Genomic DNA, 22,889 nt, shown 5'->3' with positions numbered 1-22,889 from the left:
GTAACTTCAATAAATGAAATCGATGAGCAAGAAGAGTATGTATATTTGATACGTTCAGAGAGCTGGGGGAAGGTGTGAGCCCGGTACGATAAAATATACAGAATGGGCTTGCGAGAGGTATGTTGAACATTGTAGTAGGCAACCCGGGTTCCGCCGTTAAAAGGATAGAGTATCGGAATTTTCCTGTACTTGAACAAGTGGGATTTATCAATCCAATTGAGGTGGTACCACGGTATTTACATTACATATATCGTCCTCTACATGCATATTTGCGTGTAGGGGACTTTTTTATTTTCTAAAGGAGGTGTGCGAGTATGAAATGAAAGTGTATAATTAACAAAAGTTTAAATATTCAGAAAAGGAGAATTTATGATGAAAGAAACACAGCAATGGACGTCGAAAATAGGCTTTGTACTCGCAGCAGCCGGAGCCGCAGTAGGTCTTGGTGCCATATGGAAATTTCCGTATGTTGCAGGTAATGGTGGGGGAGGCGCATTCTTCCTTGTATTTTTACTATTAACTGTATTTATAGGTATGCCGCTTCTTTTAGCTGAATTTGTTATTGGACGTAGTACTCAAAAAGAGGCAGTTACAGCGTATAAAGTATTGGTGCCAAATAGCAAGTTATATCCTTGGATTGGTCGCATGGGAGTTGTTACTTGTTTTAGTGTACTCTCTTTTTATAGTGTTGTAGGTGGATGGATTTTACTGTACTTATACTATAGTGTTACAGGTAGCTTCTGGAATGGTGTTGTTGATTATGGAAAATTATTTGGTGAAACGATTTCAAATCCAGTAAGTGCGATTGGAGCGCAATTTATCTTTATGCTTTGTACTATTTTTGTAGTAAGTAAAGGTGTAGAGAAGGGAATAGAAAAGGCAAGTAAGTATATGATGCCGCTATTATTTATTTTGTTTATTGCAATCATTATTCGTGCGTTAACACTAGATGGTGCTTTTGCTGGGGTAGAGTTCTTCTTAAAACCAGATTTTTCAAAGCTGACAGCAGATACGATTTTATACGCGATGGGACAATCGTTCTTCTCACTAACAGTAGGTGCCTCAGTAATGGTCACGTATAGTTCGTACTTGAAGAAAGAAGAACATTTAGCTAAATCAGCAACATCTATTGTAAGTTTAACTGTTTTTATTACAGTACTTGCAGGATTAGCAATTTTCCCGGCGATTTTCGCATTAGGCGTTAAGCCGACTGAAGGACCAGGACTACTGTTTATCGTCCTTCCAGCAGTATTTGCGAAAATACCATTTGGACAATTTTTCTTCATTATGTTTTTAGTTTTATTTTTCTTTGCAACTTTAACATCTGCGATTTCCATGCTTGAAATTGTAGTAGCATCTGTTGCGAAAGATAATGAGAAAAAGCGTCCGTCAGCATCATTATTAATTGGTATTCTTATTTTTGCAGTTGGAATCCCGTCAGCATTATCGTTTGGAATTATGAGTGATGTGAAAATATTTGGTAAGACATTTTTTGATTTCGTCGATTTTTCGGTAAGTAATGTATTACTGCCGCTCGGAGTACTAGCCATTTCGCTATTCGTACCAAATAAAATGAGTAAAGAAATGTTAATGAAAGAATTAGAAGTTACGGAAACGAAAGGGAAAACATTATTTAATATTTGGTTCTTCTTGCTTCGTTATGTTATTCCAGTAACGGTAATTATTGTATTTTTAAATGCGATAGGCGTATTTAAAATGTTTGCATAAAAAAAGACGGAGAAATCTCCGTCTTTTTATTGTGTTGGAGGTGTATTTAATAAGCGATTGTATGCTTTGTAGGCTGTGACGACTGCGATGAATGATCCGATTAAAAATAACGCTGAACCGCCAAACGTAAATAGCCGACCGATATAAGTCTCTCTAGCTTCTTCTATTTCTTGTAGTAATTGTGTATTCATAGTTGATCACCCCGTAAACTATAGGCATTTAGTTATAGTCTATGTGGAAAGCCTATATTATGTGAAGTATAAATAAAAAACTCGGTATGCACCGAGTTTTTTCTATAATCCGATATAAGGAGATGGATCAACTGCATTTGTTTTGCCGACATTCCATTCTCCAAGGTGAAGCTCGAAGTGTAAATGTTGTCCGTATGATTGGCCAGTGTTCCCCATAAATCCGAGTTGAGTACCTTGTTTTACAGTTTGTCCATTTGATACAGAACGGCTACTCATATGAGCATATACTGTTGTGTATGTTTTTCCGTTTATACGGTGAGATAAGTACACAACATTTCCGTAACTAGATGATAATTCTGAGCGAATAACAACGCCATCAGCAGCGGCAATAATTGGAACGGTTCCTGAGGCTGCGATATCGATTCCTTTATGGTTATCTATAGAGCGCACGCCAAACCCAGAAGTTTTTGATCCAGCTGCTGGCTTAATAAACCCACCAATATTTGTATCGTGTGGTGTTGGAGCTGCTTGAGCTGTTTGAGCAGATGTAGTAGCTTGTTTACGAGCTTCTTCCGCCTTGCGAGCTTCTTCAGCTTTACGAGCCTCTTCGGCACGTTTTTCTTCTTCAATTGCTTTTTGAACAGCTTGACGCTGATTTTCTAAAATGCCTTTAGATTCTTCTAATCCTTCAATCTCTGAATCTACTTTTGCTACTTTCGTATGTAGATCGCTAATAAAGGTTTGCTGCTGTTGTTGGTTATTTTGTAATTCTTGCTGTTTTTGTTCTAATTTTTGCTCGGATTCTTTCAATTGTTGCTCTTTTTTCTCAACAGTCTCTTTTTCTTTCGTCACAGCATTTTGGTCAGTTGTTTGCTTTTTAACAATATCTGTATCATTGTTTAAAATTAAACTTACAGAGTACATATTATCAACAAGATCAGCAATGTTTGTAGAATTTGTTAATACCTCTGTAATGATGTTTGTACGAGGTTTTTCTTGCATAGATTGTAAACGTTGTTTAATAACTTCCTGACGCGTATCTATGTTTGTTTGTAATTGCTCTATATGTTTCTTTTTTTCAGTAATTATTTGTTGTGTTTTACTAATTTCTTTTTTTGTATCGTTTAATTCAGCTTCGTTTTTATTAATAGAAGTAGTTAAGTCATCAATTTTCTTTTGTAATTCTTGAATTTCTTTTTCTATTTGTTCTTTCTCAACTGATTTATTTTGTAAGTCATTTTGTTTTCCTTCTAATTCAGATTGAATATTAGATAATTTATCTTGATTCGTTTCAGCGTATACGGGTGAAAGTAACGGAGAAACAAAAAGTGTTCCTGCTGCTAAAACACTAAACGCTGCAAATTTCTTTTTCATGGTTGTCTGGCTCCTTTCCCTATGAATGTTATATATCATAAGAAGAAGAGTGTCTATCGTTGTAACCATAATGTAAAGAAAATTTTATAAAGTTGCTAAGTTTTGTCGGAATTTATCATTTTTCAACGGTAATTGTCATGGTAGATGCACTTTTTGTTCGTGTAAGAAGGATGTATTTTTTGGGTTTTTATGTAAAATAAAGGGAATAATGTATTTGTTTTATATAGTGAAATATTAGATAGGAATCCAATAAAACACTGATAAGGAATCGTTCTCATGTGAGGTTTTCTGACATGGGTTTTGTTTTTGTCAAGAAAATTATTTGCGTTCGGGCAAACTTATTTTGTTGTCAGATTTAAAATTTTGATTTATGATTTTTAACAGGGACAAAATGTAGTGAATTGTCGAATAATATGTAATACTCTTAATTTCAAGTTTTATAGAGATAGAATGAGAGATAGAGTGACACATCGAAGAGGGGGTTACAACAAATATGAAAAGAATAGGACTTGCATGGCAAATATTAATAGGACTTGCGCTTGGTATTGCAGTTGGAGCGATTTTCTTTGATAATCCAGCGGTTGTGAAATATTTACAACCAATTGGTGATATTTTCATCCGATTAATTAAAATGATCGTTGTACCAATTGTTGTAGCAAGTATTGTTGTTGGGGTTGCTGGTGTTGGTGATGTAAAAAAACTGGGCCGACTAGGCGGAAAAACAATTCTTTATTTTGAAATCATTACAACAATTGCAATTATTGTCGGTCTATTAATTGCGAATATTTTCCAACCAGGAAAAGGCGTAAATATGGATCAGTTAACGAAGACAGATATTTCGAAATATACACATACGACAGAGCAAGTGCAAAGTCATTCATTTGCAGATACATTTGTAAATATTGTTCCAACGAACATTATGAAGTCATTAGCTGACGGAGATATGCTTGCGATTATCTTCTTCTCTGTACTATTTGGTTTAGGTGTAGCAGCAATTGGTGAAAGAGGAAGACCGGTTCTTCAATTTTTCCAAGGTGTAGCTGATGCGATGTTTTATGTAACAAACCAAGTTATGAAATTTGCACCATTTGGTGTGTTTGCACTAATTGGTGTTACAGTTTCTACATTCGGTCTAGCTTCATTAATTCCATTAGGGAAATTACTAATTGTCGTATATGGAGCAATGATCTTCTTCGTCGTAGTTGTCTTAGGACTTACAGCGAAAATATTTGGAATTAACATTTTCCAATTCTTTAAGATTTTAAAAGACGAGCTGATCTTAGCATATTCTACAGCGAGTTCAGAAACAGTTTTACCGAAAATCATGGAGAAAATGGAGAAATTCGGTTGTCCGAAAGCAATTACGTCTTTCGTTATTCCGACAGGTTATTCATTTAACTTAGATGGATCAACTTTATATCAAGCAATTGCGGCTATTTTCCTAGCACAAATGTACGGTATTGATTTATCTATTACACAACAAATTACATTATTACTTGTATTAATGGTTACATCAAAAGGTATCGCAGGTGTACCAGGCGTATCATTCGTTGTATTATTAGCGACACTTGGTACAGTAGGTATTCCACCTGAAGGTTTAGCATTCATCGCTGGTATTGACCGTATTTTAGATATGGCTCGTACAGCAGTTAACGTTGTAGGTAACTCTTTAGCAGCTGTAGTTATGTCTAAGTGGGAAGGTCAGTATGACGCTGAAAAAGGACAGGCTTATTTGAAAGAAATTTCTAATAAGCAAGCAGCTTAATTATAATTTGAACAAGCTCTCACATAATATGTGGGGGCTTTTCTATATAGAAGGGAAGCGGACGTAATGAAACGTAAATATGGTGACGGTTCTTCGTGGAAGCGACTAATAGAGAAGGATTATACGGTTAAGCAAGTAGAAGAAGGAATGCTAGGAATATTAGACATAAAAAAGGTAAGAGAGCCTAGTTGTAAAGAATATGATGGTAAAAAACTTTGTATCGCAGGGAATCAATATACGTGGATTCAATATTTTATAGACGGGAAAAACTTTGCGATTACAGCTATGTTAGATGATCAGAAAAAATTAGTGCAATATTATATCGATGTGGCGAAAGAATATAAAATTGATGACCGTGGTTTACCGTATTTTGATGATTTATATTTAGATGTAGTGTTATTACCGAACGGTAAGATGTATGTACTAGATGAAGATGAGCTAGAGGACGCCTATAAAAGTGGCGATGTTACAAAAGAAGAGTACGAGTTAGCTTGGTACACTACGAAATGGATAATAGATGCAATAAAAAATAGTGAATTTTATTGGATTTCAATATTGGAAGAAGAAATCAAAAAGTTAAAATGATTGTTGTATTCAAATTTTTGTATAATTACCAAAAAAATCTATACAAAAAATAATTGACTTTTGTTTTGTAAGCGAGTAAAGTTAGGGAAGAAATTATTATTAAAAAATAAATATGAAACCTTCTTATAAAGAGAGGCGGAGGGACTGGCCCTACGATGCCTCGGCAGCGGACTCGATTTCAGAGTGCTGTGCCAAATCCAGCAAGCATGTGCTTGAAAGATGAGAAGAGCGTTCCTTATAGATGTATAAGACCTCTTCTCATTGGAAGAGGTCTTTTGTTATTCATTAGAAAAGGTTGAAACTAGGGAGAGATGGTACTTTGAAAGAAACGAGAGGAAATGGTTTGGCTTTATTACCACTTGGGATATTTTTGGCGCTATTTATTGGTTCTGGAATTATTACAGGTGATTTCTATAAATTGCCGATACTTGTAGCAATTTCAATTGCTGTAGGAGTCGCTTTAGCGATGAATCGTAAAGAAAGTTTTAATGTAAAAGTAGAACGATTTGCTAAAGGTGCAGGGAACCCGGATATTATGATTATGGTTCTGATTTTTGTACTTGCAGGAGCATTTTCTGAAACAGCAAAAGGGATGGGCGGCGTTGATTCTACAGTTAATTTAGCGTTATCCATTTTACCGCAAGGATTTATCGTAGCTGGAATTTTTGTTATAGGGGCATTTATTTCATTAGCGATGGGAACTTCAATGGGAACAATTGCTGCATTAGCACCAATTGCTGTAGGTATTAGTGGGCAAACTGATATCTCTATTGCACTTACGATGGCTACTGTTGTTGGTGGGGCGATGTTTGGGGATAATTTATCATTTATTTCAGATACAACAATCGCAGCTGTACGTTCACAAGGAACAGAAATGAAAGATAAGTTTAAAACGAACTTTTTAATTGTATTACCAGCAGCTATTATTACAATTGTACTATTAGTAATCGTTACTTTAGGAAGTGACACGCAGATTAAAGCGCATAGCTTTGACTGGATAAAGATTTTACCGTATGCAGGAGTACTTATTACAGCATTGCTTGGTTGGAATGTACTTATTGTGTTAACTGGTGGAACTGTACTATCCGGCGTTATCGGTCTTTTAGATGGGAGTTACACGCTAGAGAGTTTCTTTAAAAGTGTAACGACTGGAATGGGCGGTATGATGGAGTTAGTATTACTTGCTATTTTAATTGGTGGTATGGTCGAACTGATTCAATATAATGGTGGTATTCAATATTTAATGAATATTTTAACTCGTAACATTCGTTCGAAAAAAGGAGCAGAGTTCGGTATCGCTGGCTTAGTGAGTATGACGAATATGTGTACAGCGAATAATACGATTTCTATTATTTTTACAGGTCCACTTGCGAAAAACATTGCAGATCAATATGAAATTGATCCTCGTAAATCAGCGAGTGTATTAGATCTTTTCTCATGTTGTGTGCAAGGGTTAATTCCGTATGGTGCGCAAATGTTAACGGCAGCAGGATTTGCGGCGTTATCTCCGATTGAATTGTTACCATATGCGTTTTATCCGATTTTAGTTGGAGTATGTGGAATTATTTCTATATTAATTGGTTTCCCGAGGTTTTCTAAAGTAGCGGGAAAGAAAGAGTATCACAAAACAGCATAATTTAAAATGAAGTTTATGAATAGTAATGAAAGCCGTACAGAGAATGTTCTCTGTACGGCTTTTTATGTGCGATAAAAGAGTGAATCATCCTATCCTACCGCATATTTTTACAAAAGGCTGAATGCAACTCAGTCTTAAGTCTGAGTCGAAAACGGTTCTTAAGCTCGTTATGGAAAAGTGAAAAAATAGTTAAGATAAGAGTATCAAATCGAAGGGAGGCAAGCACAAGATGAAACAATTTCTAGCGTTTATCGCGGCTGGTATTTTAGCTTTAATTGCTCTTGGCAGTCTTGCTGGTATTATAGGATTCGCAATTGGAGCAGGAGTTGTGTACTGGAGCTATAAATCATTTGTGCGAGCACAATCATTTTTTGGAAAGTTAGCTTGGGGTATTGTTGGTTTGATCGGCTTGTCCATCGCCCTTTCTCATTCCCCAGCATTAATTGGTATCGCAGCATTAGTAGTTTTATACTACGGATACCGTGAGTGGAAAAAAGAAAAAAATGTAGTTGTTGATTCTGCACCAGAAAGTTCTAAACCATATAGCAACTTTGAAGATGAGTGGAACAAGTTAATGAAAAACTAATAAAAAATCAAATCAAATTTATAAAGTAGAAGAGAGGAAGATTATAATGAAACAATCTTTATTCGGACGTGTACGCGATGCAATTTTAGCAGATTTTCATAATGTGTTAGATGAGAAAGAAAGAAAAAATCCAATCGCGATGTTAAACCAATATTTACGCGATAGTGAGCGTGAAATAACAAAAATTGAGAAGTTAATTGAGCGCCACAAAACATTAAAATCTAATTTCGCTCGTGAGCTTGAGCAAGCACGTTATTTCGTTAATAAAAGATCAAAGCAAGCGATCGTCGCTCAAGAAGCAGGCGAATTACAGCTACATGAGCGTGCGTTAGAAGAAGTAGCGTATTATGAAGGGCAAGTAACTCGATTAGAAGAAATGTATGCAGGTGTTGTAGAGCAAATTGATGAGTTAGAGCGTCGTCTTTCAGAAATGAAAAATAAATTAAAAGAAATGAACGCAAAGCGTATGGAATTAATGGCACGTGAAAATATGGCGCATGCAAATCGCCGTATGAATACAGCCATGCATAAAATGGATGAAAATAATCCGTTCTTACGTTTTGAAGAAATTGAAGATCATATTCGCGACTTAGAATCTCGTATAAATGAGGAGCATGAACGTGACACATTTGATATGAAGATTGCAAAGCTTGAGCGTGAAATGAAAGAGAAGAATGATGTATCGTTAACAAAAGAGTTAACAAAATAATAGTAGTATATTATAAAACAGGCTTATGATATAGTGATAGGAGAAAAGGTGTTGGAAAGCAATGCCTTTTCTTCTATGTATATGTAACAAGAAGGGGGGAGCTGAAATGAAGAAACAATTTTCAAAAACACAATTAATGGGGATGCTCCTCATCATATTTGGATTCGGTCTTTTTCTTGATATGATACTTGGACATTTTGAACCAGGTGGTCTCATTTTTGCATTTATTATGCTTATGTTTGGAAGGCATTATCGTAAGAAGAATCGTTATGTAAGGGGAAATGTCTTTTTATTTGTTGGTGGTATCGTATTTTTATTCTTCTTATTTTCATCAGCAGCATTTGTTCTTGTCGTCTTTGCTTGTTTAGCTTTAATTGGTTATCAATTGATTCAACAAGGACATCAGAAAAAAGCAATGAAGGTTGAAATTAAAGAAAAAGGATATATAGATGAAGAGAAGCAAATTTATCGTACAGAACCATATTTAAAAAACATGTTTGTAGGTAATGTGCGAATGATGGATCATATTTATGAACTTGAGGATATTAATGTTCAATATGGTGCTTGTGATGTGGAAATAGATTTAACAACTGCTATGATTCCAGAAGGAGAAACGGTAATTGTTATCCGAGGTATCGTTGGTAATATTCGTTTATACGTGCCATATGATATTGAGCTGTCTTTAAATCATTCTGTTATTGTCGGACGTGTGCTCCTGCCAGGACATGAAGAGACAGGATTTAATCGTAATGTTACATTTAGAACAGAGCAGTATAAAGAAGCTCCTCGTCGTATTAAAATTATTTCTTCGCTTATCGTAGGCGATACGGAAGTGAGGAAAGTATAATGAAGAAACAAAAAAATATTTCGTGGATGTATATTCGTTATTCTATGTTGTCTTCTGTTAGTATCGCACTCATTTGTACAATTGTATATGTATGGAAAAGCGAGCAACAAGTGTATGATTTATTATGGAAGGAATCCATCGCTTCTGTTCCAATTGGCTTGTTTATTATGACTACAAGTTTACTTATCGGGGGAATTGTAGGGTATGCAATCGGTTACTATATAGAGCAGCGTATACAAGGATTAAATACTTTTCTATTTGAAGTGGAGCGAGGGAATTTTCCGAGCGATGTTTCGTTTACTGCAGATGATGAATTTCATGAAGTAGAACGAAAAGTAATCGGTCTTGCTCGTCGATTAGAGGAGCAAGCTGGACTCTTTCAAAAAGTAACGAATGAACGAGCTCATTGGAATGAAGAGATGAGACAAGAAGCGATATCCCAAGAAAGGCATCGATTGGCGAGGGAGCTGCATGATTCTGTAAGTCAGCAGCTTTTTGCAATGTCGATGATGATGTCGGCTATTAATGAACAAGTAGCTGAAATTCCAGAAACGACAAACAAGCAGTTGCAGCTCGTTGAAAATATGGTTGTAAATGCGCAATCAGAAATGAGAGCATTGCTTCTTCATTTACGTCCTGTACAATTAGAAGGTAAGAAACTGACACAAGGCATAGAGGAATTATTGACGGAATTGTCGCGAAAGCAACATATGAAAATTGAATGGCTAATCGAGCCAATAGAATTGAAAAAAGGTGTAGAAGATCATTTATTTCGTATTGTGCAAGAAGCTTTATCCAATACTTTACGACATGCGAAAGCGAAGAAAACGGAAGTACGTCTTCGGAAAATTGATCAATATGCAATTCTAAAAATTATTGATGATGGCGTTGGATTTGAAGTCGGAGTGAATAAGGCTGGTTCATATGGTTTAAGATCAATGCAAGAGCGTGTTCATGAAATTGGTGGGACATTAAAAGTACTTAGTTTCCCCGCTAAAGGGACACAAATAGAAGTAAAAGTACCGATTATGATTGAGAGAGGGGGAGAATCATGATAAAAGTGTTACTTGTCGATGATCATGAAATGGTTCGAATGGGTGTATCAGCATATTTATCAACGCAGCCAGATATCGAAGTAGTTGGAGAAGCTGAAAATGGAAGAAAAGGTTCAGAGTTAGCACTGCAATTAAGACCAGATATTATTTTGATGGACCTTGTCATGGATGAGATGGATGGGGTTGAAGCAACACGTACTATTATTCAGGAATGGCCAGAAGCGAAAATTGTAGTTGTAACGAGCTTTTTAGATGATGAGAAATTGTACCCTGTTATTGAGGCTGGAGCGACAAGTTATTTATTAAAAACATCAAGAGCGAGTGATATAGCAGACGCTGTACGAGCTACTTATGATGGAGAAACGGTATTAGAGCCAAAAGTTACTGGTAAAATGATGTCTCGTATGCGTCAGAAGAAAGAACAACCTTTGCATGAGGAGTTAACAGAAAGAGAGTCTGAAATTTTGTTATTAATTGCAGAGGGGAAAAGTAATCAAGAGATTGCAGATGAATTGTTTATTGCCCTCAAAACAGTAAAGACACATGTGAGTAATATTTTAAATAAGCTAAATGTAAGTGACCGGACACAGGCAGTTATTTATGCGTTTAGACATCAATTGACGAAATGATAAAGTGAAACTTTAATCAGTGGGGGGTATCTCCGCTGATTATTAGTTTACGCCAAATCTTTTTATTGACGTTAATAAATGTAAGCGTTATCATTGAGTTGTTAACAATACATACAAAGGGGAGAGAGTGTATGTTAGTTCAAACGATATTTGGCATGGATAAGTCTAAAAAATTAGGGGATTATGTGAACGCATTACAAGCGCTTTGTGAACAATATAATGTTGAAACAGATAAAATTGCAATTGTTGAGGCGACAGAAGAGTACTATTTATTTTTAGTAAAGCAAGAAGATTGCTACGATGTTGTCAAAGTAGAAACAGTGGATACAAATATCGAATATTATACGAAAGCATATAAAATAAGCAGTTTTAATCATACTGTTTATCAAAAGTAAAAAACTCCCTTTCGGGAGTTTTTTAGGATGCTTTTACTTCGCGGGAATCGGTTATTAAGGGAACTTTTTTCGTACCGCTTAACTTAGCGATTGTAAGGCCGATAATAGCCCCGGCTAATGCTGGTATTAGCCAGCCAATTCCTTCATTATATAAAGGGATAAATTCAAAATATGGTGTGATAAATGAAACTGAAATGCCACCTTGTTTTAATCCGTCAAATACGCTTACGATTGCTGCTCCAATTAAAGCACCTACATAAACAGAACGATATCCACCGAAATATTTATGAAGTAACGATAGTAGGACGAGTACAATTGCAACTGGATATACAACAAGTAGAATTGGAACAGAGATGGCAATAATTTTCGTTAAACCTAAGTTGGCAACTAATAATCCTAATGCACAAATGATACTTGCGAACATTTTGTATGAAAATTTAGTCAATAATGTTGAGAAATATTGACTACAAGCAGATACAAGTCCAACACAAGTTGTTAGACAAGCGAGTGTAACGATTAGAGATAATAGAAGTAAACCGTATGGACCGAATAATTGCTGTACGATAACAGTAAGTAATTGTCCGCCATTTTGTGCATATCCGAGCGAGACGCTAGTTGCACCGAGCCAGCCAAGTGCACCATATACAAGTACGAGACCAGTAGCGGCAATAAGTCCTGCTTTCGCTGTTGCGATGGCAATGGATTTACGATCCTTCACACCTTTAGAGCGAATGGCATTTACAACGATAATTCCAAATGCAAGCGCAGAAATGGTATCCATCGTTAAGTATCCTTCCATAAAGCCTTTGAAGATTGGAGAAGTTTGATACTCTTGCATTGCTGGTCCTGATTGCCCGAGTGGCGTAAATACACTTTTAATAAATAGTAAGAGAATAGAGAGTAATAAAATAGGTGTTAAAATATTTCCGATGCGATCGACAAGTTTAGATGGATTTAAACTAAGCCAAAATACGATAGCGAAGAAGACGACTGTGTATAAAAATAGTGCTAGGTTACTAGAACGAATTGTTTCTGGTAAGAAAGAACTAACACCCATTTCATAAGCGACATTTGCAACGCGTGGAATTCCCATAGAAGGACCGATTGCGATATATACAACTACAGTAAAGAAAATTCCGAATAATGGGTGAACATGACTTGCGAGTTGTTGCATGCCGTTTCCTGATAAAGAAATTGCAATAACAGTTAATAATGGTAAACCGACTCCTGTTAGTAAAAATCCAATCATTGCCGGCCAAAAGTTTTCACCTGCATTTTGTCCAAGCATGGGAGGGAAAATTAAATTACCTGCCCCAAAAAATAAAGAAAATAGCATAAGACCCGTGAAAAAAATATGTTTTTTTGATACAGTGTTCATTGTTTTTCCTCCTTTTTTAAATTCATTTGTAAGAACACAAAAAACTCGTCCCTAAAGAAAGGGACGAGTTATATTTACCCGCGATACCACCCTAATTTATACATGTAGAAATGAGTCTATATGTATACGGCTTTACAACGTACAACATGATACGTGTTCCTTGTAACGGGGGACAGCCGGTAAGAACTTACTGTAACATTCGGTTCTACTTCTCGGAGATGATTTTCGGTTACGCACTGAACGTTGGCTTTCAGCAAATCGCCAACTCTCTGGGGGACAGTCCTATAACGTACTCGTTCTCGTCAATGAATTTTTATTCAAGTATTCTGACAGTATTGTCACATGTTTTTTTTTGAAAGTCAACATTTTTTTGAAAGGTATATTTATATATGGAAATATTGAATGTGATATTCGTTGTTGTAAAGGGAATGGTGAATTGTAAAACGGGAGTAAAAATTTGTAGAGAATTGTAAAACTTATAGAGAAAGTTGATATTTATAGGAGTAAAGAAGGTATTGTTTGAATTTACAGAGAATAATACAACAATCCACTTGCTGGAAAGAACAAACCAAAAGAGGTGACTGGAATGCTTGCGATGGGAGTATTATTTGGCATTATTGCTATAATTGGTTTTATGTGGTTATATTATTCGCGTTCGTTTAAACAAGCAGAAGTTTTACTCTTTCAAAAAGGTAGTTTGTTGACAAATCAGTCTAGATATTTAGTATGTCCGAAGTGTGGAAGTGCACAGGCCAGAAGTGGAGGATATCAAGAGTGTTGCAAAATTAGATTATGAAAGAAGGAAGCCTCACATTATGTTGTGAGGCTTCCTTCCTTACAATTTCATGGCGCTCCAAATTGTCCACCGATCTCTTTCGATAATAGGAGAGATGCTTTGTAATGCGGTCTGGACCTGTTGTAGAAGTTGAGAAAGTTCATGATCTGTTAATTCATATAGAATGGATCGACCTGTTCGAGGTGATAAATCTTGTAGCAATACTTCTACAGAATCATGTATTTTTCGCACTTCCCATTGTGTTTGAGAGGGGAACACGTGAAGAAAATATTTTTGTAATTCTTGCTGTATCGTGGTGGTTTTTGGCCGCCTTTTTGATTCTATTTCAATGAGTTTTGGAAAGGTAGAGAAAAAATATCCACGAATGTGTTCGGGGCTTCCAGGAATTGTACAATCTTCAATAGTTCGGTCTTGTACAATAAGTACACCGTTTTTCTTTAATATACGAGAAGCTTCACGTAGAAATGCAGGAATGTCTTGTAAATGATGAATCACTGCGCGCGAAATAACAATGTCAAATGTATTATTAGGATATGGGACGTTATGTGCATCACCGTGAATGAATGAAATATTTGGAAAGCCGCTACAATTTTCTTTTGCAGCTTGTAATATTTCTTTTGAAAAATCAAGTCCAATGACATTTTTGGCCCCCATAAGAGCAAGTTCTTTCGTATAAATCCCGCCACCACAGCCGATATCAATTATTTGTTTATTTTGTATATTTGTAATACTTTTTATCATTTCTCCCCAAGAAATATGGGCGTTTCGCTGTGCGTATGTGTATTTATTATTTGCATCGTGAAAATTAATGGACATGAAGAAGACCTCCTTTCAATACTTAGTATAGCGTATTTTATAGTGTTTCACGTTTTTGTTTTTTATATGAAGAGTATAAGAATTTCTTATTGTAAAAGGAGGATTAAGTTGAAAAGGAAATATGTATTGTTGTTGTTGTTATTTGCTACGTTATTAGCATCTTGTGGTCAAGTAGAGCAAAAAAAAGAAACAAAAAAAGTGGAAGAGACGGTGAATGAAGTGAAAGAAACGATAGGGGTAACCGTTATACAAAAAAAACATAAAGAGAAAAAGTTACAGGAATCAGAAGCTAAGTTAGTAATAGACATTATAGATAAAGCGGAAAAACAAGAAGTAACAGGTAGTTTTGGTGAACCGGAATATGAAATAAAAATTAATAGGGGTGGAAAAAAAGAAACATATTATGCATGGCTAAGAGGAGAAGACAGACGAGGATGGATACAATATAAGAAAGCTATGTATATGCTGAATAAAAAAGATACAGAAAAGCTTTTGGCTATATTTCCAAATGTTTCAGAACAAAAAGAAGATGAGATGCAGGTAGGTCCTTTAACGGAAGTAACAAAAAAAGATTTGCAGATTACTGCGTTTCATATTAAAGCAGGCGATCAAAAAGTGAATTATACGGTGCGGTATACGATTTCACATTCACTATACAACAAGTTAGAGAAGGAACAAGAGTATTATTTACAAGTCATTTTCCCAGAAAAAGTTCAAAAATTAATTGGAGCAAAAGAGAGTGAAAAAATTTCAGGTGAAAAGGTAAAGGAAGGGTATAAACAATATGAATTGCATGCTACTGTTCCGGTAAAAGATGCTTCAGAATCACAATTAAAGTCATTAGAAAAATATTATGAAAATTATGATTTGAAAATATTAAATAGCAAAAAAGAAAAAATAGGTGTTTTTCAAAATATCATTCAAATTGTTAAAGAGTATGGTGAAAAAATGGATTTACAAAGATAAAATGAAACTTTAATTAGCCCTTACGGATCGAGATGAATGTAAAGTCTATATGACCTTTCCTAGGAAATGATAATAGAGAGGGGAAAACACCCCCTCTCTATTATTTTGCTTTTGCAGATGGCTCATTCATTGATTTTCGTGTAATAAGAAAAGAAATCATAAGAGCGGAAAGGATGACAAGGGCAATAAATACGTGATTGGGCAACAAATCTAATAATAATACGTAACTAACGGTATAAAAAATAAGAGTTGAAGCTAAAAACGATAGAGCGCCTATTATGAGAGATTGTAAATTCATTTGCAAACACCTCCTTATATTTATATTTTTGGCTAAAAATGGATTAAATAAACATTATTTCTAACGATAGAAAAAAATATGTCATAATAGAGAAAAGAATAGTTTTGATGAATAAATATGATTCATTAATGAGAGATAAAGGAGAGGAATATGAAAAATAATAAAAAAGGATTATGGGGAATTATTGTTGCAATAGGGCTATTTTTACTTTCTAAGTTAAAGTGGGTATTTGCAATTTTTAAACTAGCAAAGTTTTCAACGGTATTTAGTATGTTTCTATCACTTGGTGCATACGCGGTTATATATGGTTGGAAATTTGGGGTAGCGCTCATTTATTTGTTGTTTATTCATGAAATGGGCCATTTATGGGCTGCGAAAAGAAAAGGTATACCAACATCGCCAGCAATATTTATTCCATTTATGGGCGCTCTTATTGGGATGAAAGAGATGCCGAAAAATGCAAAAGATGAAGCTTACATCGCCTATATGGGACCTCTTTTCGGATTGTTGTCATTTTTACCTGCGATTCCACTTTATATAATAACGAAAGAGCCATTTTGGGCATTAATTATTTTACTTGGAAGTATGATTAACTTCTTTAACTTGATTCCGGTTTCTCCATTAGATGGTGGACGAATTATCTCAGTTGTAAGTACAAAGATTTGGGGAGCGGGTCTTATTGTATTGCTCGGTTATGCCATTTACTTTAAAAGTATTTTGGGAGGATTTATTTTTATTATCGGCTGTATGGAATTATATAGAGTAATAAAGAGAGATGAGCCAATTAAGGAATTAGGATATAGAATTGATGGAATGAAAGAATATGTTGCAAGACTTGAAGAGGAGTTAAAAGAAACAGGTGCGGTGCATCGAAATATATATATGATGCAACATGAAATGAATATATTAAGGCAAAAAGAAAGAGAGAAAGAATTAAAAGTAGGAGAACTTCAAAAGATTGAAGTGTTAGAGCATCTTTTACCAAAGTTTGAGCCGCTTGATTACGTTCCATATGAAGATGAAAAAGAAACGCATACAATTCATATAAGAGAAGCATTTGAAATGTCAGAAAGAAAATTACAGGAATGGGAGACAGAAAAGAGACAACAGGAAAACTATTATAAAGTTGATATGAAAACAAAATGGACAGTCTTTGCTTGTTATATCGGATTAATGGCTATACTCGGTTACACAGCTTATGAAGGGTACATTGTTTTACAAGAACATTTACCAACGAGAAATGTATAGAAAAATATTGTCGAAATGATAGGAAGAATTTATACAGGAATTATATTTCTACGAGAGAATGTTACAAGTATAGTCTTACATTGTAATATCTTTAGTAGAGAAGGAGTTCTGTATATGAAGAAATTGTTAATTGTATTCGGGATTATTAGCGTAATGATCATTGCGAGCTATAGTCTTATGAAATTGCTATTACATTATGCGAATAAGCCTGCTGAGGTAAGTACAATAGCTCAAATAGAAGATGTGCAAGAAGAGACAAAAGTGCTAGATTTTATTCGTATGACGCATGAAAGTTATAATAATTTCTTAAATTACGGTAAAGCAGAGAATTATACAGAAGGGGACTGGAACCAATTTAAACAATGGTTTCAACAACAAGAATCGTCTTTAAAAAATATACATACAGAAATAAAGAATGAAAAAATAAAACGTGATGTAAATAGAAGCTATGAAATTGTAAAAAAAGGTGTGGAACTTCAAAATATTGAGTATGTAGTTTATGCACATCGTGTATACCATGACTTAGATATTATTGTAAATAAATATAGAGGTGAAACGAACATCTGGGGGTATACAGAGTTTGGAGATGGAAAAGATATAAGGGCAATTGAACAAGCTATACAGTCCAAATAATAAGCTAGCTAGAATTCTAGTTGGCTTATTTTCTTTTGTAAGTGCAATGTTCATATATTATTCACAAAAACACCGTGTTAATAGTGATTAAAATCACAATATGTACTATACAATTCAGTTAAACTAAAAACAGTTAAGGAAATAGAGGAGTGGGATACAATGTTAAGTGCAAAAACAATTGAAATCGTAAAGTCAACAGTACCATTATTACAAGAAAAAGGCGTTGAAATTACAACGAGATTTTATCAAATTTTATTTTCGGAACATCCGGAGTTATTGAATATTTTCAACCATACAAATCAGAAAAAGGGAAGACAACAACAAGCGCTAGCGAATGCTGTTTATGCAGCCGCAACGTATATTGATAATTTAGAAGCTATTATTCCAGTTGTAAAACAAATTGGTCATAAGCATAGAAGTTTAGGTATTAAAGCAGAGCATTACCCGATTGTAGGTACATGTTTACTACGTGCAATTAAAGAGGTCGCAGGTGCACCTGATGAAGTTTTAAATGCATGGGGAGAAGCTTATGGTGTCATTGCTGATGCATTCATTAGCATTGAAGCAGAGATGTATGAAGAAGCGGCACATAAAGAAGGTGGATGGAAAGATTTCCGTAAATTTGTGGTTGTTAAAAAAGTGAAGGAAAGCGACGTTATTACATCATTTTATTTAAAACCTGAAGATGGTGGGCAAGTTTCTTCATTCATCCCAGGACAATATGTAACGATTCAAATAAATATAGAAGGTGAAACGTATACACATAATCGTCAATATAGTTTATCAGATGCTCCTGGAAAAGAATATTATCGTATTAGTGTAAAGAAAGAAAAAGGTGTAGATACACCGGACGGTAAAGTATCTAACTACTTACATGGTCATGTAGAAGAAGGGGATATGTTACCAGTAAGTGCACCAGCAGGAGATTTCGTATTAAATATGGATTCAACATTACCAGTTGTGCTAATTAGTGGTGGAGTAGGTATTACACCAATGATGAGTATGCTAAATACGTTAATTGAACAAAACTCAAAACGTAATGTATGTTTTGTTCATGCAGCGATAAATAGTAATACACATGCAATGAAAGAACACGTTGAGGCAGTAGATAATGAATACGAACAAGTTAAAGCATACACTTGCTATTCTGCACCAACTGAAAAAGATTTGGAAATGAAGAACTTTGATAAAGAAGGTTTCATTGAAGCTGAATGGTTACAAACTATTATTCCGACAACTGAAGCAGAATTTTATTTCTGTGGTCCCGTACCATTTATGAAGCATATAAATGCTGCATTAACTAATTTAGGTGTGGAACAAGAGCATATTCATTATGAATTTTTCGGTCCAGCAGCAAGCTTACAATAGATGAAGTTTGAAATAAGTAAAAAAACGAGGTATTATTTTACCTCGTTTTTTATTTGTTCCCGTAACAGCCGATTTACCGTTTCACGGCGTATACCTATGAGTTGACCGATTTCAGTTTGTGTTAATATTTCATATATAGGAATGTCACCTAAATATAGTGTGAACCATTCTTGTAAACGATGTAGACGTTCTTTCGGAGAGACGGTTGTCAATTGATCGATACGCTGTTGCATCAGTCTTAATTTTGATTGTAGTTGCATAGCAATATTTGCATATGATGCAGGATTTGCCTGAAGTTGATCGTACCATTCATTACTAATTATAGGTTCAACTTCTGTTTTCATTAAAGCGATTGCTGTACCGTGATATTCCTTCGGTGAAATTAAAGAATGGTGAGGTATCGTTTCACCTGGAACGATAATGTTGAATAGAAATGGTGTTCCATCTTCTTCTATCCGTACTACTTTTAATAAACCTGTTTTTATAAAATATAAAGGACCGTCCTCGCCTTGACGGAATAGTACATCTCCTTTGTGTAGAATCAATGTTAGCCCCCCATTTAAACATTTATATTTCTTCTATTTTAGCGTATATGTATAAAGACAATATGCTTTTAAACAGCAATTTCATTGACGAAATATATGCTATTACAGTAGTATACTATTTAGTGTGTAATAGTACTAGCAATGAATACGCTGTAGGGGGTTTAGTATATTGTTAGATGCGATAAAAATGACGGATATGAGAATTCCGGCGAATGCTATCATTCATGTAGAAGAGATGAAAGGTGGAGTCGTGTTATCCGTTGAAGTAGACGGCCAAATTATTTATACGATGGCTTATGATGAAGAAACAGATAGTTATGCTGAATTATATGATCGAAACGATAAGAGGGCGTGCCAAGTACATGAGGATTTTATGGGATGGTCACTTCTTCACTAAAAAAGATGTCAATATGACATCTTTTTTTATTAAAACGATAGAATATACAAAGAAATGAAATATAAGGATAAAATTTGTAATAAATGATTTTGCATTGTTAGCACTTTGTAACTGCAAGTGAATTATTTTTTCGCTATCATAAAGATAACAGTCGCAGTTATAGGAGTGGTCAACTTGAAGAAAGTACATATTTCCAATTATATGTTATTATGTGTTTGTTTAATTTTATTTGTTCTCTTAGGAGGATTTTTATATTCATGTGTATAAGAAAAACGCATTCTAAAAAGAACGCGTTATAAAAAAGAAGTAATGATTAATCTAGTTCCGAGAATAATTAATGTGATACGTAATAAATTAATTACGGCATTACCACTTAATTTTGTATTAATATAAGCCCCGATTTTTCCGCCAATCCATGCACCAGGAATAAGAATTAATGCGTAAACCCAGCTGACATTTCCAAGGGAGATGTGAGTTGCAGAACTTACAATTGCTGATAAAAATACGATAAACATCGAAGTTGCTACAGCAATATGTGCTGGGAATGCAAAAAGTAGCATCATTGCTGGAACAAGTAAGGCACCGCCGCCAATTCCAAATAATCCAGATATAAAACCAACTATAAAGGCGATAAAGATAGCGAGAAGCGGTGGAAATTGATAGTGTACGGTGTTTCCTTCGTTATCTGTAAAAGAACGCTTAATTACCGTCATATTTGATAAAGAAAGGGGGTTTAATTTGTCTCGTAACATAAGAAGGATGGAGACAAAAATAAGGAAAATCCCAAAATATAAAGAAAATGTATCTTGGTTTAAAAATTTGTTTGCCCACGAGCCGATGATACCACCAGGGCCACTCCCGATAAATAAAATAAGTCCACTTTTGTAATCTACTCGTTTATGCTTCATATAAGTAAGGGTGGAAGAGAGTCCTGTAAAAACGACTGTTACCATTGAAGTTCCTACTGCAAGTTGTGGTGATAGACTGTGTAATCCGATTAATAACGGAACAATAATAATTCCGCCACCAAGCCCGACTAGACTCCCGACTGTCCCGGCGATTAACCCGATGAAAAGTAACATGATGTATTCCAAAATTTCCAACTCCTCTATATAACTTATCCACCAATTATTATACACGCTTTTTAATAAGAAAAAGGTTTGTTCACAAAAAAGTCGTCTTCCTAGAAAAATAAGGAAGACGACTTTTAATTAAAAGATTAAGTGTAATAAAGCGTAAAATAATGCAGCTAACGAAGCTGAAATAGGAAGTGTAATAACCCATGTAATTAACATGCGTTTTGCAGTTCCCCATTTTACACCTTTCACACGATGTGAAGCACCAACCCCTAAAATAGAAGAAGAGATAACGTGCGTTGTACTAACCGGTAAGTGAATGAATGTTGCGCCGAAAATAACAAGTGATGATGATAAATCAGCAGCTACACCATTTACAGGACGAATTTTCATAATTTGTCCACCGACAGTTTTAATAATTTTCCATCCGCCAACAGAAGTACCAAGACCCATTGCGATTGCACAACATAATTGTACCCAGAACGGGATGTCGTCAGAAGTATGATAGTTATTGGCCATAAGAGCCATCGTAATGATTCCCATTGCTTTTTGTGCATCATTCGTACCATGTGTATAAGCTTGTAATGCTGCAGTGAAAATTTGGAATAAACGGAAGTTTTTGTTCGTTTTCGTTAAATTAAAGTTTTTAAAGACCACTTTAAAAATACTGTATACGATATAACCAATAACAAAAGCGATAATCGGTGAAATGATTAAAGCTTCAAGAATTTTTATGAACCCTTTAAGATTTAACGAGCTAATACCGGCAGCAGCGATAGCTGCACCTGCGATTGAGCCGATAATTGCATGCGAAGAACTACTTGGAATACCGTAGTACCAAGTAATTAAATTCCAAGCTATTGCCGCAAGCAAAGCAGCTAAAATTACAAGAGAACCATTTTGCAAGGCAAATGGATCAACGATATCTTTTGTAATCGTTTTTGCTACACCTGTAAATGTCATCGCACCTAAAAAGTTCATAATAGCTGCCATAATAATTGCATGTCTAGGCTTTAGAGCTTTCGTTGAAACAGCCGTTGCAATAGCGTTTGCTGTATCGTGAAATCCATTGATAAAGTCAAAAGCTAAAGCGCAAATGACTACTAAAACGGTCAGTATCAAGAGTGTATCCATGATCAAACTCCTTACGCGTTCTTCATAATAATTGTTTCTAATACGTTTGCAACGCTTTGGCAGCTATCCGCTACTTCTTCAAGCTCTTCGTAAATCTCTTTGTATTGAATAATCTTAATCGGATCTTTCTCACGAGAGAATAAGTGCTTAATTGCATGACGGCGAATATCATCACATTGTGATTCGTAATCTTTAATCTTAATCGCGTTCGTACGAATGTCGACTAACTTCTTTTTAGACAGTAGTTCAACAGAATTTGCAATCTCAATCGCACATTGATTAATTGCTTCAACAAATTTAATCATGTATTCATCAGCTTCTGTAATAGAATACATTTCGAATAGACCAGCACTATGATCTAATCCGTCTAATACATCATCCATACTCATTGCAAGTTGTAGGATGTCCTCACGTTCAATTGGAGTAATAAACGCTTTGTTTAGCTCCATAATGATTTCGTGAATAAATGAGTCACCTTTTGACTCATACTCTTTCATGCGCATAGAAAACTCTTTTAAATCGCTAGCATTTTTAATTTTATACTCCACGAAAAACTGCGCGCCTTCTTTTAAATTTTCTGAAACATTCATTAGCATTTCAGAAAATTTATCTTTTTTTGATTTAAATACCATTATTAGTTACCCCCACAAAAGTAATATATGTAAAATATATTGGCTAATCAATTCTAACAAAAAACTGTCGTTTTTTAAAACATTTTATCGAAAAGTTTACAA

Annotated in this window: 25 protein-coding genes, 1 riboswitch and 2 other annotated features; of the genes, 16 read left to right on the top strand and 9 right to left on the bottom strand. The window is 35.0% G+C overall.

Features of this window, described 5'->3' with window-relative positions:
• Positions 1–13: 13 nt before the first annotated feature.
• Positions 14–261: a binding site (T-box leader), on the top strand.
• A 111-nt stretch (positions 262–372) separates the two neighbouring features.
• Positions 373–1,728, top strand: a complete 1,356-nt coding sequence (locus ACLBWW_RS07890) for a sodium-dependent transporter (protein WP_000665462.1) — start codon at positions 373–375, stop codon at positions 1,726–1,728.
• A 26-nt stretch (positions 1,729–1,754) separates the two neighbouring features.
• Here ACLBWW_RS07890 and ACLBWW_RS07885 read toward each other — a convergent pair whose 3' ends face one another.
• Positions 1,755–1,919 (bottom strand): hypothetical protein, encoded by a 165-nt coding sequence (locus ACLBWW_RS07885; RefSeq protein ID WP_165775575.1) that lies wholly within the window; start codon positions 1,917–1,919, stop codon positions 1,755–1,757.
• Positions 1,920–2,021: 102 nt separating this feature from the next.
• The gene (locus ACLBWW_RS07880) at positions 2,022–3,293 is read right to left on the bottom strand and encodes a murein hydrolase activator EnvC family protein (protein ID WP_048544883.1); all 1,272 of its coding nucleotides are present in this window, start codon (positions 3,291–3,293) and stop codon (positions 2,022–2,024) included.
• 493 nt (positions 3,294–3,786) lie between these two features.
• Here ACLBWW_RS07880 and gltP point away from each other — a divergent pair, with 493 nt between their 5' ends.
• The 9 genes from gltP to ACLBWW_RS07835 all read left to right on the top strand — a co-directional run bounded on the left by gltP (position 3,787) and on the right by ACLBWW_RS07835 (position 11,500).
• A complete protein-coding gene (gene gltP / locus ACLBWW_RS07875) occupies positions 3,787–5,058 on the top strand; it encodes a glutamate/aspartate:proton symporter GltP (RefSeq protein WP_000821129.1) in 1,272 nt (423 codons plus the stop codon).
• A 66-nt stretch (positions 5,059–5,124) separates the two neighbouring features.
• The gene (locus tag ACLBWW_RS07870) at positions 5,125–5,643 is read left to right on the top strand and encodes a DUF402 domain-containing protein (RefSeq protein ID WP_048544881.1); all 519 of its coding nucleotides are present in this window, start codon (positions 5,125–5,127) and stop codon (positions 5,641–5,643) included.
• A 120-nt stretch (positions 5,644–5,763) separates the two neighbouring features.
• Positions 5,764–5,869: riboswitch (SAM riboswitch) on the top strand.
• A gap of 93 nt (positions 5,870–5,962) precedes the next feature.
• Positions 5,963–7,279, top strand: coding sequence for a Na+/H+ antiporter NhaC family protein (locus ACLBWW_RS07865; RefSeq protein WP_033659650.1), 1,317 nt, complete (start codon positions 5,963–5,965; stop codon positions 7,277–7,279).
• A 229-nt stretch (positions 7,280–7,508) separates the two neighbouring features.
• The gene (locus ACLBWW_RS07860; RefSeq protein ID WP_000808634.1) at positions 7,509–7,865 is read left to right on the top strand and encodes a lmo0954 family membrane protein; all 357 of its coding nucleotides are present in this window, start codon (positions 7,509–7,511) and stop codon (positions 7,863–7,865) included.
• Between the two features lie 46 nt (positions 7,866–7,911).
• On the top strand, positions 7,912–8,574 hold the full coding sequence (locus ACLBWW_RS07855) for a PspA/IM30 family protein (protein ID WP_048544879.1): 663 nt from the start codon (positions 7,912–7,914) through the stop codon (positions 8,572–8,574).
• Between the two features lie 106 nt (positions 8,575–8,680).
• Positions 8,681–9,421 carry a cell wall-active antibiotics response protein LiaF gene (liaF, locus tag ACLBWW_RS07850; RefSeq protein ID WP_048544878.1) on the top strand — a complete coding sequence of 247 codons (741 nt, stop codon included), beginning with the start codon at positions 8,681–8,683 and terminating at the stop codon, positions 9,419–9,421.
• Complete coding sequence (locus ACLBWW_RS07845) at positions 9,421–10,476, top strand: sensor histidine kinase (protein ID WP_000744323.1); 1,056 nt, start codon at positions 9,421–9,423, stop codon at positions 10,474–10,476. Before liaF ends, ACLBWW_RS07845 begins: the two co-directional genes overlap by 1 nt.
• Positions 10,473–11,105 (top strand): response regulator, encoded by a 633-nt coding sequence (locus ACLBWW_RS07840; protein WP_048544876.1) that lies wholly within the window; start codon positions 10,473–10,475, stop codon positions 11,103–11,105. The genes ACLBWW_RS07845 and ACLBWW_RS07840 overlap by 4 nt, the downstream gene beginning before the upstream one ends.
• Positions 11,106–11,161: 56 nt before the next feature.
• Positions 11,162–11,500, top strand: a complete 339-nt coding sequence (locus ACLBWW_RS07835) for a DUF3922 domain-containing protein (protein WP_165775576.1) — start codon at positions 11,162–11,164, stop codon at positions 11,498–11,500.
• 22 nt (positions 11,501–11,522) lie between these two features.
• Here the strand turns inward: ACLBWW_RS07835 and brnQ3 are convergent, their stop codons facing one another.
• Positions 11,523–12,878, bottom strand: coding sequence for a branched-chain amino acid transport system II carrier protein BrnQ3 (gene brnQ3 / locus ACLBWW_RS07830; RefSeq protein ID WP_447613974.1), 1,356 nt, complete (start codon positions 12,876–12,878; stop codon positions 11,523–11,525).
• A gap of 56 nt (positions 12,879–12,934) precedes the next feature.
• Positions 12,935–13,193: a binding site (T-box leader), on the bottom strand.
• A gap of 271 nt (positions 13,194–13,464) precedes the next feature.
• Between brnQ3 and ACLBWW_RS07825 the strand changes: the two genes are divergently transcribed.
• Entirely contained in the window at positions 13,465–13,674 is a 210-nt protein-coding gene (locus tag ACLBWW_RS07825) for a hypothetical protein (protein WP_000880630.1), read from the top strand.
• Between the two features lie 39 nt (positions 13,675–13,713).
• Here the strand turns inward: ACLBWW_RS07825 and ACLBWW_RS07820 are convergent, their stop codons facing one another.
• On the bottom strand, positions 13,714–14,490 hold the full coding sequence (locus ACLBWW_RS07820) for a class I SAM-dependent methyltransferase (RefSeq protein WP_098068887.1): 777 nt from the start codon (positions 14,488–14,490) through the stop codon (positions 13,714–13,716).
• 108 nt (positions 14,491–14,598) lie between these two features.
• On the opposite strand from ACLBWW_RS07820, the gene ACLBWW_RS07815 reads away from it, so the two are divergent.
• Entirely contained in the window at positions 14,599–15,456 is an 858-nt protein-coding gene (locus tag ACLBWW_RS07815; RefSeq protein WP_099004682.1) for a hypothetical protein, read from the top strand.
• A gap of 100 nt (positions 15,457–15,556) precedes the next feature.
• Here the strand turns inward: ACLBWW_RS07815 and ACLBWW_RS07810 are convergent, their stop codons facing one another.
• Positions 15,557–15,754: a hypothetical protein gene (locus ACLBWW_RS07810; protein WP_001053356.1), complete on the bottom strand. Its 198-nt coding sequence runs from the start codon at positions 15,752–15,754 to the stop codon at positions 15,557–15,559.
• 150 nt (positions 15,755–15,904) lie between these two features.
• Here ACLBWW_RS07810 and ACLBWW_RS07805 point away from each other — a divergent pair, with 150 nt between their 5' ends.
• The 3 genes from ACLBWW_RS07805 (at position 15,905) to hmpA (ending at position 19,003) form a co-directional block, all read left to right on the top strand.
• On the top strand, positions 15,905–17,002 hold the full coding sequence (locus tag ACLBWW_RS07805; RefSeq protein WP_048544865.1) for a site-2 protease family protein: 1,098 nt from the start codon (positions 15,905–15,907) through the stop codon (positions 17,000–17,002).
• A 114-nt stretch (positions 17,003–17,116) separates the two neighbouring features.
• Positions 17,117–17,635 carry a hypothetical protein gene (locus tag ACLBWW_RS07800; RefSeq protein ID WP_447613973.1) on the top strand — a complete coding sequence of 173 codons (519 nt, stop codon included), beginning with the start codon at positions 17,117–17,119 and terminating at the stop codon, positions 17,633–17,635.
• Positions 17,636–17,794: 159 nt separating this feature from the next.
• Positions 17,795–19,003 (top strand): NO-inducible flavohemoprotein, encoded by a 1,209-nt coding sequence (gene hmpA, locus ACLBWW_RS07795; protein WP_048544860.1) that lies wholly within the window; start codon positions 17,795–17,797, stop codon positions 19,001–19,003.
• 32 nt (positions 19,004–19,035) lie between these two features.
• Here the strand turns inward: hmpA and ACLBWW_RS07790 are convergent, their stop codons facing one another.
• Complete coding sequence (locus tag ACLBWW_RS07790) at positions 19,036–19,548, bottom strand: Crp/Fnr family transcriptional regulator (protein ID WP_048544859.1); 513 nt, start codon at positions 19,546–19,548, stop codon at positions 19,036–19,038.
• A gap of 169 nt (positions 19,549–19,717) precedes the next feature.
• Between ACLBWW_RS07790 and ACLBWW_RS07785 the strand changes: the two genes are divergently transcribed.
• Positions 19,718–19,945, top strand: a complete 228-nt coding sequence (locus ACLBWW_RS07785; RefSeq protein WP_000882907.1) for a hypothetical protein — start codon at positions 19,718–19,720, stop codon at positions 19,943–19,945.
• A gap of 293 nt (positions 19,946–20,238) precedes the next feature.
• Here the strand turns inward: ACLBWW_RS07785 and ACLBWW_RS07780 are convergent, their stop codons facing one another.
• The 3 genes from ACLBWW_RS07780 to ACLBWW_RS07770 all read right to left on the bottom strand — a co-directional run bounded on the left by ACLBWW_RS07780 (position 20,239) and on the right by ACLBWW_RS07770 (position 22,787).
• Positions 20,239–21,039 carry a sulfite exporter TauE/SafE family protein gene (locus tag ACLBWW_RS07780; RefSeq protein ID WP_000455764.1) on the bottom strand — a complete coding sequence of 267 codons (801 nt, stop codon included), beginning with the start codon at positions 21,037–21,039 and terminating at the stop codon, positions 20,239–20,241.
• A gap of 117 nt (positions 21,040–21,156) precedes the next feature.
• Positions 21,157–22,155: an inorganic phosphate transporter gene (locus ACLBWW_RS07775; RefSeq protein WP_048544857.1), complete on the bottom strand. Its 999-nt coding sequence runs from the start codon at positions 22,153–22,155 to the stop codon at positions 21,157–21,159.
• Positions 22,156–22,166: 11 nt separating this feature from the next.
• Positions 22,167–22,787, bottom strand: coding sequence for a DUF47 domain-containing protein (locus ACLBWW_RS07770; protein ID WP_000231446.1), 621 nt, complete (start codon positions 22,785–22,787; stop codon positions 22,167–22,169).
• Positions 22,788–22,889 lie beyond the last annotated feature (102 nt).

The organism is Bacillus sp. M5A3_1b, assembly GCF_053345335.1.
Note: the sequence above shows the minus strand (reverse complement) of the source record. Positions and strands in the feature narration are given on the sequence as shown.

What these genes read in the sequence shown, in the direction of transcription:
- ACLBWW_RS07775 (WP_048544857.1), bottom strand. Translation starts at nt 22,155, where the DNA reads ATGGATACACTCTTGATACTGACCGTTTTAGTAGTCATTTGCGCTTTA.
- ACLBWW_RS07840 (WP_048544876.1), top strand. Translation starts at nt 10,473, where the DNA reads ATGATAAAAGTGTTACTTGTCGATGATCATGAAATGGTTCGAATGGGT.
- ACLBWW_RS07890 (WP_000665462.1), top strand. Translation starts at nt 373, where the DNA reads ATGAAAGAAACACAGCAATGGACGTCGAAAATAGGCTTTGTACTCGCA.
- ACLBWW_RS07885 (WP_165775575.1), bottom strand. Translation starts at nt 1,919, where the DNA reads ATGAATACACAATTACTACAAGAAATAGAAGAAGCTAGAGAGACTTAT.
- ACLBWW_RS07860 (WP_000808634.1), top strand. Translation starts at nt 7,509, where the DNA reads ATGAAACAATTTCTAGCGTTTATCGCGGCTGGTATTTTAGCTTTAATT.
- ACLBWW_RS07855 (WP_048544879.1), top strand. Translation starts at nt 7,912, where the DNA reads ATGAAACAATCTTTATTCGGACGTGTACGCGATGCAATTTTAGCAGAT.
- ACLBWW_RS07845 (WP_000744323.1), top strand. Translation starts at nt 9,421, where the DNA reads ATGAAGAAACAAAAAAATATTTCGTGGATGTATATTCGTTATTCTATG.
- ACLBWW_RS07825 (WP_000880630.1), top strand. Translation starts at nt 13,465, where the DNA reads ATGCTTGCGATGGGAGTATTATTTGGCATTATTGCTATAATTGGTTTT.
- ACLBWW_RS07820 (WP_098068887.1), bottom strand. Translation starts at nt 14,490, where the DNA reads ATGTCCATTAATTTTCACGATGCAAATAATAAATACACATACGCACAG.
- hmpA (WP_048544860.1), top strand. Translation starts at nt 17,795, where the DNA reads ATGTTAAGTGCAAAAACAATTGAAATCGTAAAGTCAACAGTACCATTA.
- ACLBWW_RS07810 (WP_001053356.1), bottom strand. Translation starts at nt 15,754, where the DNA reads ATGAATTTACAATCTCTCATAATAGGCGCTCTATCGTTTTTAGCTTCA.
- ACLBWW_RS07880 (WP_048544883.1), bottom strand. Translation starts at nt 3,293, where the DNA reads ATGAAAAAGAAATTTGCAGCGTTTAGTGTTTTAGCAGCAGGAACACTT.
- ACLBWW_RS07805 (WP_048544865.1), top strand. Translation starts at nt 15,905, where the DNA reads ATGAAAAATAATAAAAAAGGATTATGGGGAATTATTGTTGCAATAGGG.
- brnQ3 (WP_447613974.1), bottom strand. Translation starts at nt 12,878, where the DNA reads ATGAACACTGTATCAAAAAAACATATTTTTTTCACGGGTCTTATGCTA.
- ACLBWW_RS07770 (WP_000231446.1), bottom strand. Translation starts at nt 22,787, where the DNA reads ATGGTATTTAAATCAAAAAAAGATAAATTTTCTGAAATGCTAATGAAT.
- liaF (WP_048544878.1), top strand. Translation starts at nt 8,681, where the DNA reads ATGAAGAAACAATTTTCAAAAACACAATTAATGGGGATGCTCCTCATC.
- gltP (WP_000821129.1), top strand. Translation starts at nt 3,787, where the DNA reads ATGAAAAGAATAGGACTTGCATGGCAAATATTAATAGGACTTGCGCTT.
- ACLBWW_RS07800 (WP_447613973.1), top strand. Translation starts at nt 17,117, where the DNA reads ATGAAGAAATTGTTAATTGTATTCGGGATTATTAGCGTAATGATCATT.
- ACLBWW_RS07870 (WP_048544881.1), top strand. Translation starts at nt 5,125, where the DNA reads ATGAAACGTAAATATGGTGACGGTTCTTCGTGGAAGCGACTAATAGAG.